Below are 13,821 nucleotides of genomic sequence, written 5' to 3'. Positions count from 1 at the left end.
GATGAACGCGCATACCGCATTGGCGGCACTTGCCGGTAATTATGGCCACGGTGACATCGTGGCCTCGCATCGACATGACGAAGGCCAACTGGTCTACGCCATCAACGGTGTGATGCTTGTGTCGGTGGAGGAGACCACCTGGGTGGTACCTTCCGGGCATGCGCTGTGGGTGCCTTCAGGTTTGGAGCATCAGATCCGCATGACCGGCGAAGTGCGCATGCGCACTTTGTTGATCTCGCCGGGAGCGCACCGTCGTTTGACGGAGGAATGCGAGGTCATCAGGGTTTCACCCTTGTTGCGCGAGCTGATTGTGGCTGCGGGCGATGAGCCTGACAGCCAGGCGGCGTCGTGGCGTCATGTGCAGATTGTGGAGCTGATTTTCTCGGAACTTGACCGTGCGCAAAGGGTGCTGGCTCACGTGCCGATACCGGACGAGCCGAGGCTCAAGTCACTGTGTGCGGACTTTATCGACAACCCTTCTCAGGAGTCGAAACTGGAGAGTTGGGCGGTGCAGCTCAATATGAGTTCACGCACCCTGGCTCGGCTGTTCCAGAAAGAGTTGGGCATAAGTTACGGCGAGTGGCGCAAGCGCACGCGGTTGCTGCTCAGCATGCAGCGGCTGGCCAGTGGCGCCTCCATTTTGGAGGTGGCTTTGGAGCACGGTTACCAAAGCCCGAGTGCATTTACCGCGATGTTCAAGCGCACCCTGGGATACACCCCGAGTCACTGTCGCCTGGTCTGAATTCACAGCGGTAGCCGTGACTGGCACTTTGGCGAGGGAGCGATGAAGATCCAATGTGGGAGCTGGCTTGCCTGCGAAAGCTTTAGTGCAGTAACAGATGCATCGACTGACACACCCCCTTCGCGGGCAAGCCCGCTCCCACATTTCTGAACGAGTTCGACGCGCGATTCGGAAGCGCCGCCCCACCTTGTCCCAATCGAAACGATGGTTGTCCAGAACTCGGGAGATGCGCACCCCGTTGCGCTTTTACCCTGCGTCTCTACTTGGCTTTCTGGATTTCTTCGATGGGTTCGCCTTCTTTTTTCCCACGGCATGGCCGTCTCTCGCTGCTCGGCGTGGCGGTGGCGTTGTTGGCAGGGTGTTCGTCCTGGATCGCCCATACACCGGCCCAGCCACATCCGGAACGCATCAATGCCCTGAGTCACCTGCCCCAAGGTGTCTCGGCCCAAGCGTTACCTGAGCGCTGGTGGCAGTTGTACAACGATCCGCAACTCGACGCGCTGGTGCAAAAGGCCCTGCTGCACAACCGCGACCTGGCGGCGGCCCAGGCCCATGTGCAGGCGATGCTGGCCGGGATCCAGCAGGCCGATGCCGAGCGCTGGCCGTCCACCCAGGCGTCACTGGGTGCCGCTTACGGAAAGACGGCCGATGACCAGACGCTGGCCAAGGCCACCGATAGCCATGCGCCGTCAGAGTGGGCATTCAACCCAGGCTTCGAGCTGGCTTATCAAGTGGATGTCTGGGGCCAGGTTCAGCGCACCATTGAACGAGCCCAGGTGCAAGCCGCAGCGGCGCAGGCTGCCGAGGACTTGCTGCTCATCACGGTCGCGGCGCAAACCACTCGCGCCTATGTGAACGCCTGCGCCCTGGGCGCGCGTGCCAAGGTCCAGCGCCATTCGTTGGACGTGGTCGCGCATAGCCTGGCGTTGTCCGATCGCCAGCGCCAGGCCGGTGTGGTGACAGACCTTGAATACAGCCGCATGCAAGCCCTGCAAGGCGAAACCCAGGCGCTGCTGCCGATGTTGGAGGCGCGTCGACAAGCCGCGCTCTACGAATTGGCCATGCTGACGGGCGTCGCTGATCTTGAACAAGGCTCTGGCGCCGCAACGTGTGAAGTGGTGCCACAACTCAATGCCGAGTTACCGGTGGGCGATGGCTGGCAATTATTGGCACGCCGCCCTGACGTCCGGCAGGCCGAGCGCGCGTTGCAGGCGGCCACGCTGCAAGTGGATATTGTCCAGGCCGACCTGTACCCCAAGGTGACGTTCGGTGCTTCAGTGTCCTCCTCGACCAACAAACCCCATGAGCTGGGGGACAACCGTGCGGTGATGTTCGGCATCGGCCCGCTGATTACCTGGCAGTTCCCTAATTGGCAGGCCAACCGCGCGCGAGTCAAGCAGGCACGGGCACTCGAGCAGGTGGAGGTCGCACAGTTCGAGGCCAGCGTCCTCAAGGCCCTCAAGGAGGTGCGCCAGGCCCTGGCGTTGTACGACGGCGAGCGGCAGCGCCACGCGGCCTTGAGCCGGGCGCTGGACAGCAGCCGCCAAGCCTACAAGTTGGCCCAATTCAACTATGACGCAGGTTCTATCGACTTTCTCGACGTGCTGGACAGTGAGCGAGAACTGATCCGCTTGCAGGCCACGCGCGCCGACGCCGATGGCCAGTTACTGCAACGCCAGATCGGCCTGTTCCGTGCCCTTGGCGGCGGTTGGCAGTCCGGCGCCGTCGAAACCCCGGCCGCTGCGCACACCCATGCGTCCATCCCTTCTTCCGGTACCCAGCCATGAATATCGCCGTTGATGAAAAAACTGCAGTCCAGGACGAGCAGGAGAATGTGCTCGAGCAACTCATGCATGCGCGTAAGCAACGGCGAAAAAGGAACCTGATCCTGCTGGGCGGCGCCGCGCTGTTGATCGCGGCGGTGGTGTTCGGCGTGTATTGGATGACCGTCGGCCGCTACCTGGAGCAGACCGATGATGCGTATGTGCGGGCCGACTGGATTCCCATCAGCCCGAAGGTCTCAGGCTACGTGGCCGAGGTGATGGTAGAGGACGATCAGCCGGTCAAGGCGGGGGATGTGCTGGTGCGCATCGAGGACCGTGACTACCAGGCCCGTTTGGCACAAGCCCGCGCAGAACTGGCCGAGACCCAGGCCTCGGTGGCGGCGCAAGAGGCCAACTTGAAAGTCACTGACAGCCTGATCGCCCAGCAAAAGGCCGGCGTTGCCCAGGCCGAGGCCCACGCCCGCAGCGTGGCCGCCGAATTGCGCCGCGCAAGCCTGGACCAGCGCCGCTATGAAGGCTTGGTGCGCGAACACGCCGCCAGCGCCCAGCGCTTGGAAACGGCCGCTGCCAGTTACACCCAGGCCAGTGCCGCAGTGGAAATGGCCAAGGCCATGCAACGCCAGCAGGAAACCCGCTTGACCGTGGCCGTCACCCGCCGTCAATGGGCCCAGGCCTCGCTCCAGCAACAGATAGCCCGGCGCAGCCAGGCTGAGGCGCAGTTGAACCTGGCGACGCATGCCCTGGAAGACACCTTGATCCGCTCACCCATTGACGGCGTGGTGGGGCAGCGCAAAGTGCGTACCCGCCAATACGTCGCGCCAGGGTTGCCGCTGCTGGCGGTGGTGCCCTTGCAGCAGGCTTACGTCGTGGCCAACTACAAAGAAACCCAATTGCGCGATATGCGTGCCGGCCAACCGGTGGATATCAGCGTCGACAGTTATTCGGGACGCAAGCTCAAAGGCCATGTGGTGAGCTTCTCGCCAGGCTCTGGGGCGGTGTTCGCACTGTTGCCGTCGGATAACGCCACCGGCAACTTCACTAAGATCGTGCAACGCTTTCCAGTGAAAATCGTCATTGATGAGCATGACGAAGGCGGACCTATCCTGCCGGGCATGTCGGTCATCACCACGGTGGACACCCGCCCAGATAAGCAGGGCGCTGCACATGACTGAAGCGGCTGAAAAGAGCGTCTCCTTTCGCGCCTGGGTGGCCGTGATCGGTGGGCTGTTCGGTTGTTTCATGGCCGGCATGAACGTGCACGTGACCAGCGCCGCGCTGCCGGAGATCGAAGGCTCCCTGGGGGCGACGTTCGAAGAAGGCTCGTGGATTTCCACCGCCTACCTGGTCGCGGAAATCGTCATGATCCCGCTGACCGCCTGGTTGGTGCAGGTGTTCTCTCTGCGGCGTGTGATGCTCGTGGGCTCGTTTGTGTTTTTGGTGGCGTCCATTGCCTGCTCCTGGGCGCCCAACCTGCAAGTGATGATCATCATTCGGGTGATCCAGGGCGCCGCCGGCGCAGTGCTGATTCCCTTGTCATTCCAGCTGATCATCACTGAACTGCCGCCCAGCAAGATCGCGATGGGCATGGCCTTGTTCGCGCTGTCCAACAGCGTCGCCCAGGCCGCCGGGCCGTCCATTGGTGGCTGGCTGACCGATGCCTATTCCTGGCGCTGGATCTTTTACCTGCAACTGGCCCCCGGCATTCTCTTGTTGTTGGCGGTGGCATGGTCGATCGATGCCAAGCCCATGCAGTTGAGCCTGCTCAAACGCGGCGATTGGGGCGGGATCATCGCCATGATCGTCGGCCTGGGTGGCTTGCAGATTGTGCTGGAAGAAGGTGGCCGCAAGGACTGGTTTGGCTCCGATTTCATTGTGTGGATGTCACTGGTGGCCGGCGTGGCCCTGGTGTACTTCGTGCTGTCGCAGTTGTATGGCAGTCGCTCCTTCATCAACCTGCGCCTGCTCAAGAGCTACAACTTCGGCGTGGCCAGCGCAGCGATGTTCATCTTTGGCGGGGCGACTTTCGGCCTGGTGTTCCTGGTGCCCAATTACCTGTCCCAACTGCAGGGCTACAACGCCCGGGAGATTGGCATCAGCCTGATCGCCTACGGCATGGTGCAGCTGGTACTGGCGCCGTTCATGCCGCGCCTGATGAAGTGGCTCAACCCGAAACTGATGGTCGCCAGTGGCTTTTTCATTATGGCCCTGGGGTGCTACCTCGGCGCGCACCTGGACGTGGACAGCGCCGCCAACGTGATTATTCCGTCCACCGTGGTACGGGGCATCGGGCAGCCGCTGATCATGGTGGCGCTTTCCGTGCTCGCGGTGTCTGGCCTGGCCAAAGATGAAGCCGGCTCCGCCTCGGCCTTGTTCTCCATGCTGCGCAACCTGGGTGGTGCCGTGGGTACCGCGGGCCTGACGCAGATCGTGGCCATGCGCGAGCGCTTTCACTCTGAGCGGGTAGGGGAGTCGATCACGCTGTTTTCCCCGTCCTTTCAGGAGCGCCTGCGCGCCAGCATGGCTGACAGCGAGGCTTTTATCTTCAACCAGCTATTACCCGCTCAACAGCAGGTCCTTGAGGGCTTGATCCACACCGTGCGTCGTGAGGCGTACCTGATGGCCTACAGCGATGCGTTTTATGTGTCCTGTATTGCGTTGATCGTGTGCGGGGTAGCAGCCTTGGCATTACGGCAGTCAGCCAAGAGCGGATAACCACGCCAAGCAGGTGTTGAACTTGTACAGCCCACTGCATTTGGTAGGCGCCCACTATCCGCCCTTCGGAAAAAAGGAGCTCTCTCATGCAACAACCCGATACCCTGGTCCGTAACCCGGTGGGCAACCCTGTCGTCGCCAGCGTCAGCGTGAATGCCGAAGCTCGCAGTGTGTGGAGTGTGGTCGGAGATTTCGCCGGTTTCGCGAAGTTTATTCCGGCCTTGTCTCATATCGATATGACGGGCGAGGGCGTGCGTTCGGTACGCAAAAAGCTGTTCAAGGACGGCAATGTGGTGATCGAGCAACTCAACAGCCATGACGACCAAGCCATGACCATGACCTGGTCACTGATCTACACCTCGCTGAACATCGGCAACCTGTGGGCGCTGATGGAGGTGGTGCCACAAGGCCCGAACCAGAGCCTGGCGACCTGGACCATCATTGGTCAGCCCTACACGGGCGGCAAGGAAGACGTACCGGCGTTCGAAGCCTTCCTGCAAGGCTTTGCCGATGACGCGATGAAGAACGTACAGGCACTCTTCAACTGACATGACGCGCAGGGTGGCACGCTGAGAATGTGCCTAGGTAGGAGCGAGCTTGCTCGCGAAAAACCTGAGGGCGCCGCGTACTCTCAACATGCCAGCGTCATCGTTAACGTCTTTCGCGAGCAAGCTCGCTCCTACAGTGGGGTGGGCCTTCCCCGACAGTGCCCACCGTTTATGGTTTTGGAAAGGTCTCGGGTTTATAAGTAAAAGCCCACCATTTAAACGGATTCCAATGGGGGTTTTTCTTTGCCGGTTTGAAGTTTCTGTTTTTTGCCATTTCTCGAGAGACGTATTTTTCCGCTTCGGATCTGGCCAATGCCTTATCAGCGTCAGTCAGTGGAGTGTTCTGATTTTTTTTCAGGGTGTCCAGATAGATATTTTCTACTTTTACAATCGCAGCATTTATATCTTCCGGTACTAGGTTGGCGGTGAGGGTGCCGCTATAGCCCTTGACAGGGCGCCCTATGAGCTTCTGAAACTCCGCCGCGAAGGACGCATCTCCACCACTTGCAGAGTCACATGACAGTAGTCTTACGTTGTCAAACGTTTCCGGGTAAATGCCCGAGTCATGAAGTGTCTGAAGTAACTCTTGTGGCGTATTGAGTTTTCCGTTGTATGAAACTTTCGAGATGCCAGTAGCCGGGTCGACGCTTCCGTGCACCAGGATGTTGAGTCGTTCTTGACGGCCGTTTTTGTTGAAGTCGGTAAATGTATAAAGTTTTTCGTCAAGGGAATTTAGCTCGTTAAGCTCTCCACTTAGTACTACGTTTTTATCCACAGTGGAAAAAAGCGCTTCGCCGGTCGGTAAGTTCTCTACGGATGTCAGAAGTGAGCGCTTACTGTTTGGTATTTCGATTGTCGGAGGGACACCTTCACTGACGTGTGGTGTATCCGGTTCGCTTGGTGCGGTATTGGCGACGGAGGACACGTCGCTGTCATTCGCGGCGTTTACTTTCCTCACGAAATCAAAACGGTTGCTTTGCTCATTGTATTTCCAGCCGTAATGTTCGCTGCCAGCGATAGTCGATGCGGAGGGTGCTTCGCCCAACCCAGCCTCAGCTCCAAATGGTGCGAGTTCGTGCGCCAGCTGCAAGCCCGATATCACTGCAGCCGCTGTGCCGCCAACACGATCGTCGGCGGTCATACCATAAATGGAATCATGGGTACCGAAGACAATATTGCCCGCGTTTCCAAGGATGGGCACATAGCCGAAGGTGCGCCCCCATAATTCTTTGGCTTCCTTCCACGTTTGCTTCGAGGAACCAAATACCTCTGTTTGATCGGCCCACACGGCATTGTTGGCGTTGATCTTTTTATAATTGCTGGCAATACCAGAGTTCAGATCTCCAAATTTTAAATGGTAGGTTTTCTTTCGCGATTGAGTGTAATTAAATAACTCTCTAACCGGAATCTGTTTGTCGCTGAGTAGATTTTTGCGTCCCGGATAGTGCGCATGATTACCCTCAATCAAATTTTCGAGCACACTGCTCGCTGATGGCCAATGAGCATCCTTTCCGCCTTGTCTGTCTTCGGCGTTAAAGCTGGCTTTTAAGGCATCACGGTTGTCTTTGGCCCAACGAGCAAAATCATCGTCTCCGCGTATTTCGCTGACTGTGCCGTTCTTCAAGTCGAGCATCAGGCCTTGATTGGGGCGGGTGTCATAATTGCCGTGATAGTTGACATAAGGAATAAACGCATACCCGGCCAGTGGATAACCGTATATGTTGGGTATGACGACATTTCCCTTATTGTCTAGCGTGCGTTCAACGGCTGATCGGCCTTCAGGCGATAGCATTTTATACGCATCTTTGTCGTTACGCAGGCCTTGCAAAGTTCCCAGCACAACATAAGCATCGGCTTTTCCCGAGTGCTTCGCCAATTCGCCCGTCTCGTCGCTCATGGTGGAGGCGACATCATCTTGCCAATGATTTTGTAGCTTCGCACCCAGCGCTTCCAGATCGTTGATCTTGCTCCGGTCTTGCGGCTTGATTTCCATGGTCTGGAAGTTGAGCAGGCCACCTCCCGGTGGTTTATCGTGCTTAAGAGCACCGGCTGCAATTTCCCATGCAAAATAGGTGCGTGTATCGGTGTTGGTCTCGACTTCCGGCTTCCATTTTCCAACGTAACTTTTGAAAGTTACATTGATTTTTTCATGCGGGTCGAACCCGGCAGCCAATAACCCGCCGCTGAAATAACCGGCAGGCTCCAGGAACGGGCGAGTTTTCTGGAACCTGATATTACTTTCGTTTTCTTCACCGCTTTCTTCTATTTTCTTGATTTGCGTGACAACACGGTCGGCGTAAGCGTCAATCCTCTGTAGCTGTTCCTGGTGCGTATAACTTGCTGTGGGAGGGGAAACGCTGACAGAGCCATAAATGACTCCCTTGGCGAAATCTAACTCATGGTCGGGGGCGGGCGCAGGGATCGGTTTTTGTCCCAGCCCCAGCTTTTTATCTTCCGAGGCGCTCGGCGCGTCCGGAAGTGTATTTTTGACTGGCGGTGCATCGTCAATTGCCCGAGTGGAGCGACGGTGTTCAGCATTTGTTGTATGGGGATAGTTGCTGAGTGGCTGTGGCACGGGCGAGAATATATTCATTGCTGGGTCACTTTATTTATATGAGATCAACGATATAGCTTTAAACGCAGTCGTTCGGCGGGCGTGTGTGCACTGCACTAACATGCCATACCCTTTTAACGGGCTCACTGTTTAACCTCTGTTTATGGTTATAGACGCCAAAGGGAAGCGCTGAATTTTCTGGTGCGTCCGTCTGTCGAGCTTATTTTCTCTTGTTTGAAAATATCCGCATGAGGTTAGTTTTTTGTTGGGTGGTTGAGGTCTGCGAAAGGTTCCACTTTCTGGGTGTGCTTTGTTTGTAAGAACGCGATCATAAGGACCAACCTACAGCGACCCGAGAAAAAGCGTACAACTGAGCGCGCCGGCTGGCACGCTGAGAATGTGCCTGTGGAGCGAGCTTGCTCGCGAAAAACCTGAGGGCGCCGCGTACTCCAAGCATGCCAGCGTCATCGTTAACGTTCTTCGCGAGCAAGCTCGCTCCTATAGTGGGGCGGCTTTACCCTTTAGTTGATGGCCTGATCAATCCCCGCCTGCAAGGCCTGGCTCTCACTGTGCCCACCCGCTCGCAGCGGGCCCAGATTTAAGGCTTGGTCCTTGCGCGTGGCGTCGTCGTGTTTCTGGGTCAGTTCGTCCTTGGCGCCCAGGGCCAGGTTGACCGGTGACTTCGAAACGTTCAGCCCGACATCGGCACGGTAGTCGCTGCCGGCCAGTGTGGTTGCAGTCACCTTGGAGCCACCCAGCTCAACCTTGCCATTGGGCGCACTGATCCGCGCGCCCGTGAGCTGCGTATCACCCTTCACCTGCAGGTTGACGCCGTGGCCTGCGCGAATGCCTGACGCCTGGGTGACGCTGTCCTTGACCACATGGCTGACATCCAGATACAGGGTCGGGGTGTAGCTGGTGTTGCCGCTCTTGTCGCCGAACAACACGCTTTCGGCGGTGTTGGCCACCTTGCTGCCGGTGGTGTCTTTGCCACTGACGGTGTAGCTGTCGCTGGTTTTTGGCCAGACCTTATCCTTGAAGCCAGACAGGCGTGTGCCCAGGGCGTCGGTCTTGTCTGCCAGGTAAGCCTTGGCCTTGTCCACGCGAGTACCGAAGGCGCCACGGGGTTGCGGGTTCACGTCGTAGCTGCCACTGCGGGTAAGTTTTTCGCCCAGGCGTTCCTTGGCATTGACCACGCTGTTGACCACGCTGTCCTTGGCCGAAGCCAGGTGCCCGGTGCCTTTGTCTACGACGTTCTCCAGCTTGTCGCGATGCTTGTCGAACGCACCTTCAGCCTTGGCTTGTACCTTGTCCTTCAGGGGGCCGCTGGTTTTGGCCAGCTTATCCACCACCCCCGGCTGGTTCTTCTCGACATCCAGCCTGGCGTCAACATTCACCTGGGTGCTGTTGACGTGGTCCTTGCGGCTTTCGACGACGAGGTCGCCGCCCACCGTGCCGTGCACCTTGTCGGCGTCGATACGCGCTCCGGCCAGATGGGTATCGCCGCCACTGTTTAGGGTGACGTCACCCGCCGTGATCACGCTGTTGTGCTGCGTGGTGCCTTGCAAGTGATCCACATCGACCTTGGCCCGCGCATTGATGCCGCGCTGGGTCTTGGGTGTCTCATGTTCACCGGCGTCGGCCAAGGTGGTTTTGCCGATGCTGGCGCCTGCGCCCAGGGTCACGCCCCAGCTGTTATGGGCCTGGGTCGATTGTGCGGACTCTTGCAGGATGCCGCCGTTTTGCGCATCCAGGCTAACGCTGGCTGCGCTGACCTGAGTGCCCTGCAAGTGGATGGCATCGGTTGCCTCAGCGCCACTGGCGAGGCTGACCTTGCCGCTGCTGTGCAATTGCCCGACGACCGCGCTCTTGTCGTTCTCCGCCACTTTACCAATATTGAAATTGGCGCTGAGGCTGCCGGTCTTGCTGCTGCTTTCGGCGCTGCTGGTCTTGCCGGCACCGAGGGTCAGACCGCCGCCCAGGTTGCTGCCGTTGCTGACGTGGCTGTCGGTGGCGGCTTGCAGGTCCAGCTTGCCGCCGGCATTGAGGCTGATATCGCCAGCCTTTGCGCCCGTGCTGCCGATCTGCGTGCCTTGCAGGGTCATGTCTGCGCCGCTGCTGAACTGAACGGGGCCGCTGCCTTGAATGGTCGCGACCTGTGCCTGGCTGTTCTGGGTGTCCAGGCGCTTGTTATCCAACTGCACGCCGGCACCGAGGTTGATGTTGCTGCCATTCGCACCGGGCGCGGTGCCCACCGTCAGTGAGCCGTTGCCGCGCAGCGTGCTGCTGTTTTTGCTCTGGGTGTTGGTGGCCTGGTTGAGCGCCAGCTCACCGCCGGTCTTGAGGTTAACCCCGGCCTGGCCGCCGTCGAACTGGCTGCCTTCATAACGGGCATCGCCCTTGGCCTCGATGCTCACGCCTTGGCTGGCCACATAGCTGCCGAGCACCGCCGTGCTGGTGGATTCGCGCACATCGCTGCTGCCGCCCAGGCCGCTGCCGCGCACATTCACGTCTTCGCCGGTGGTGGTATAGACCCGCACGCCAGCCTTGGCGTCCACGCTTTGCTCGCTGCTGCTGTGGGTGTTGGCCGCTGCCGTGGCCAGGTGCTCGCCGGCCTTGATGTTCAGCCCGCCCTCGGTGGCGCGGTACTGGGTGCCCTCGTCCTGCAACGTGCCGGCTGCATTGACCTGCACCGCGGCGCCACTGAACTGGCTGACCACGGCGGTGCTGTCTTGCGTTGTGCCGGTTTTGTTCGTGTGCCCGACTTCCACATCCAGGCCGACATTGGGTTGCTCGAACGCGTCCAGCAAACCGGGCTGATGGAACTTGGCCTGGGCCACGCCCTCGACGGCTTTTTCGATCGGGCGGGTAATGCCTTTGTATTCCACATTGGCGCCAACATCGGCGGTCCAGCCGTTTTCCTTGTGGGTGCTGGTCTCGGTGGAATGGGCAGCCTGGTTGTCGATCTGACCCGCGTTGACCTGCAGTTCGGCGCCGGCCTTGGCCTGTGCACCCTCGCTGGTGAAGGTGTTGCCAGCGTTGATGGTCAGCTTGCCGGTCGCGGCCACGGTGCTGGTTTGCGCGGTGGTTTTTTCAGTGGTGTCTTGGCTGCTTTGGTGGCTGAACTGAGCGCCACTGCCTGCCCGATCAATGCCGCCGGTGTAGTAGAAACTGCCGCCGGTGGTGGTGGTGTCGACGGCTTCGGTGCGCTTGTCGTGGGCGGCCAACAGCTCGACGTTGTTGCCGCTCAGGGTGGCATCGCCTGCGGTTGCCTTGAGGTCCGAACCCTGGATGCTCACATCGCCACCGGCCTTTACTACGACACTGCCGCCCTTGAGGCTGGAACCCTGCTGCTGGGTGGTGTCGGTCTTGCGGGTTTGCTGCTGGTCTTCATAGCTCAACCCCGCACGGTACTGGCTGCTGACGCCCTCGGTTTCCTTGGCGTAGCCATCGAAGCCACGGCTATGGGTGCGAGTGGTGTCGTGGGTGGTGTTCTCGGCGGCAACGACCTTGATATCGCCCTTGGCATCCGCTTGCAGTTCACCCGCGGCGGATACCTGGGAGCCACTGACGGTGATGTCCTTGGCACTTTGCAGCTTGAGGTTGCTGTCCGAGCGCAGGTCGCTGGCAACCACGGTGCTGTCCTTGAGGTTCTTGCGGCTTTCATCCTTGGAGAGGCCGAAGAATTTGCTGTCATTGTTGTAGCGGTTGTCGTGGGAGCTGTCCTGCACGCCGTCGATCACCAGCGAACCTTTGTCGCTGATGACATTGGCCTGCTTGCCGCCACGGGCCTGGCTACCGCTGATGCGCACGTCGTCGGCCTTGACGATCAGCTTGCCGTCGGCGTTGACCTTGCTGCCGGTGTTCGACGTCTTGCCCTGGTCACCGTCGCCTTGCTTGCCGAAGAAGCTGCCACCGGTGAGGTCGCCGGAGTAGGCGTTGTCGCGGCTGCTCTGGGTACGGCTGGCGCTGGTGATTTCCACGTGCCGGGCGGCCAGTTGAATATCGCCGGGGGTTTTCAGCTCGGCGCCTTGCACTTGCAGCTTCTGTTGGCTGGTCAGCTCTAGTGTCTTTCCGGCCTTGAGGCTGCTGGTGATGCTGCGTTGTTCGCTGCTGGATTTATCCCAGTTGGCTTTCCACAGGTGTTTGCGATGGTTGCCCTGGTCGCGGCTTTCATGGGTTTCGGTGGCGGCGTTCACCTGAAGGTCTGCGCCGCTGTCGACGCGCAGAGTGTTGCCCGCTTCCACGTGGCTGGCTTTGATCTCGGTGTTGGCGCCGGACGACAGCGCCGCGTCCTGTTGCGCCACGACCTTGTTGCCGTGCTGGCGCGAGTCTTTGTCGGTGGTGGTGCGGTCGTAGGTTTCGTAGGTGAACAAGAAGTTGCTGTTGTTCCACTGCTCACGCTTTTCCTGGAGCTTGCGGCTTTCCAGGCTGCTGAGGGTCAGGTTGCGGCTGGCGTCGAGTTTGACGTTGCGCCCGCTGACGTCGGTGGCGGCCAGGTTCAAGTCCTTGGCACTGTGCAAATCGACATCGCCCTGGCGGCTGTGCACGCCAGCGCGGGTGGCGTCGAGGCTGTCGGCATGCACATGGCCGCTGATGTCGAGGTCGCCGGCCGAACTGATCTTCACCCCGTCAGTGCCTTGCACCTGCACACCGCCCACACGCACACCGGCGCCCTCGGCGGTGCTGATGATGTTGATGCGCCCGGCCTGCATGGCGCCGAACAGGCGTGCGTCGATGCGTTGGTCCTGGGTCTTGCTGGCCGGGTCGACTTGGCGCACTTGCCCGCTGGCGAAATCGACCTGATTACGGCCCACCGTGAGGTTCAATTGATCGCGGGCGCTGAGGCGACCTTCGCTGTCGATGCGCGGCGCGATCAGGTTGATAGAGCCCTCGCGGTTGTGCAGGCCTTGGCCTTGCACTGTCAGTTGGCCGTTGGCATCGCGGGTGCTCAAGGCTTGCAGCTTGCCGTCGTTGAGTTCAGGGCGGCCGACCACCAGGTTGGCATTGGGCGTGTTGATGAAACTGCCGCCATTCACCGAAATGCCGTTAGGGTTGGCCAGCACGTAATCGGCTGCCTGGCCAAAAATCTCCTGGGCGCCATTGAGGGTCGAGGCGTTGCGGCTGATCACTTCATTGAGGATCACGCTCGCCGCCTGGCCCTGGAACTGCGGGTTGGCTGCCAACTGCCCGGCGAGTTGGGACTGGCCAGCCTGCAAGGCGTTGTTCAACACCAGGCCCTGGCGGTCGACGTTGTAGTCCAAAAACTGGTTATGGGACAGGCCACCGGCGTTCGGCGCGACGATGTTGACGATGGGTACACCGCCCTGGTTTTGCAGTTGCGGCGTGCCGCCAGGGCCTTCGACGACGGTCAAGCCTGCGGCGAGCGCGAGTTGCGGCAGCAGGAACAGGCTGGCGATGGCCCAGCGCAGTTTGCCCTGGGGTGAAAGGTGGAAGCTGTGTGGAGTAGTCGGCATAAAT

General features: G+C 59.7%; 7 protein-coding genes and 1 pseudogene. 5 read left to right on the top strand and 3 right to left on the bottom strand.

What is annotated here, in order from left to right; genetic code table 11:
* The first annotated feature begins 1 nt into the window (after position 1).
* The 5 genes from GH769_RS18920 (at position 2) to GH769_RS18900 (ending at position 5,786) form a co-directional block, all read left to right on the top strand.
* A complete protein-coding gene (locus tag GH769_RS18920; RefSeq protein ID WP_032902742.1) occupies positions 2–742 on the top strand; it encodes a helix-turn-helix domain-containing protein in 741 nt (246 codons plus the stop codon).
* Between the two features lie 284 nt (positions 743–1,026).
* On the top strand, positions 1,027–2,529 hold the full coding sequence (locus tag GH769_RS18915; protein ID WP_032902744.1) for a TolC family protein: 1,503 nt from the start codon (positions 1,027–1,029) through the stop codon (positions 2,527–2,529).
* Positions 2,526–3,698 carry an HlyD family secretion protein gene (locus GH769_RS18910; RefSeq protein ID WP_032902745.1) on the top strand — a complete coding sequence of 391 codons (1,173 nt, stop codon included), beginning with the start codon at positions 2,526–2,528 and terminating at the stop codon, positions 3,696–3,698. Before GH769_RS18915 ends, GH769_RS18910 begins: the two co-directional genes overlap by 4 nt.
* Positions 3,691–5,238 carry an MDR family MFS transporter gene (locus GH769_RS18905; RefSeq protein ID WP_020303026.1) on the top strand — a complete coding sequence of 516 codons (1,548 nt, stop codon included), beginning with the start codon at positions 3,691–3,693 and terminating at the stop codon, positions 5,236–5,238. Before GH769_RS18910 ends, GH769_RS18905 begins: the two co-directional genes overlap by 8 nt.
* Before the next feature lie 86 nt (positions 5,239–5,324).
* Positions 5,325–5,786 (top strand): SRPBCC family protein, encoded by a 462-nt coding sequence (locus GH769_RS18900; protein WP_014719706.1) that lies wholly within the window; start codon positions 5,325–5,327, stop codon positions 5,784–5,786.
* 36 nt (positions 5,787–5,822) lie between these two features.
* Here GH769_RS18900 and GH769_RS29185 read toward each other — a convergent pair.
* The 3 genes and pseudogenes from GH769_RS29185 to GH769_RS18890 form a co-directional block, all read right to left on the bottom strand.
* Positions 5,823–5,909, bottom strand: a pseudogene (locus tag GH769_RS29185) (outer membrane lipoprotein carrier protein LolA); the annotation flags it as partial.
* 46 nt (positions 5,910–5,955) lie between these two features.
* Positions 5,956–8,379 (bottom strand): hypothetical protein, encoded by a 2,424-nt coding sequence (locus tag GH769_RS18895; protein WP_032902746.1) that lies wholly within the window; start codon positions 8,377–8,379, stop codon positions 5,956–5,958.
* A gap of 482 nt (positions 8,380–8,861) precedes the next feature.
* On the bottom strand, positions 8,862–13,817 hold the full coding sequence (locus GH769_RS18890; RefSeq protein WP_032902747.1) for a hemagglutinin repeat-containing protein: 4,956 nt from the start codon (positions 13,815–13,817) through the stop codon (positions 8,862–8,864).
* Between the last annotated feature and the right edge of the window lie 4 nt (positions 13,818–13,821).

This window comes from Pseudomonas sp. CFSAN084952 (assembly GCF_009648855.1).
In the GTDB taxonomy this organism is placed as follows: Bacteria; Pseudomonadota; Gammaproteobacteria; order Pseudomonadales; family Pseudomonadaceae; genus Aquipseudomonas; species Aquipseudomonas paracarnis.
The sequence above is the reverse complement of the archived record's forward strand: the minus strand, read 5'-3'. Positions and strand labels throughout refer to the sequence as shown.

Bases quoted from the DNA above. Each gene is read 5' to 3' on its own strand.
- GH769_RS18920 (WP_032902742.1), top strand. From the start codon at position 2: ATGAACGCGCATACCGCATTGGCGGCACTTGCCGGTAATTATGGCCAC.
- GH769_RS18915 (WP_032902744.1), top strand. From the start codon at position 1,027: ATGGGTTCGCCTTCTTTTTTCCCACGGCATGGCCGTCTCTCGCTGCTC.
- GH769_RS18910 (WP_032902745.1), top strand. From the start codon at position 2,526: ATGAATATCGCCGTTGATGAAAAAACTGCAGTCCAGGACGAGCAGGAG.
- GH769_RS18905 (WP_020303026.1), top strand. From the start codon at position 3,691: ATGACTGAAGCGGCTGAAAAGAGCGTCTCCTTTCGCGCCTGGGTGGCC.
- GH769_RS18900 (WP_014719706.1), top strand. From the start codon at position 5,325: ATGCAACAACCCGATACCCTGGTCCGTAACCCGGTGGGCAACCCTGTC.
- GH769_RS18895 (WP_032902746.1), bottom strand. From the start codon at position 8,379: ATGAATATATTCTCGCCCGTGCCACAGCCACTCAGCAACTATCCCCAT.
- GH769_RS18890 (WP_032902747.1), bottom strand. From the start codon at position 13,817: ATGCCGACTACTCCACACAGCTTCCACCTTTCACCCCAGGGCAAACTG.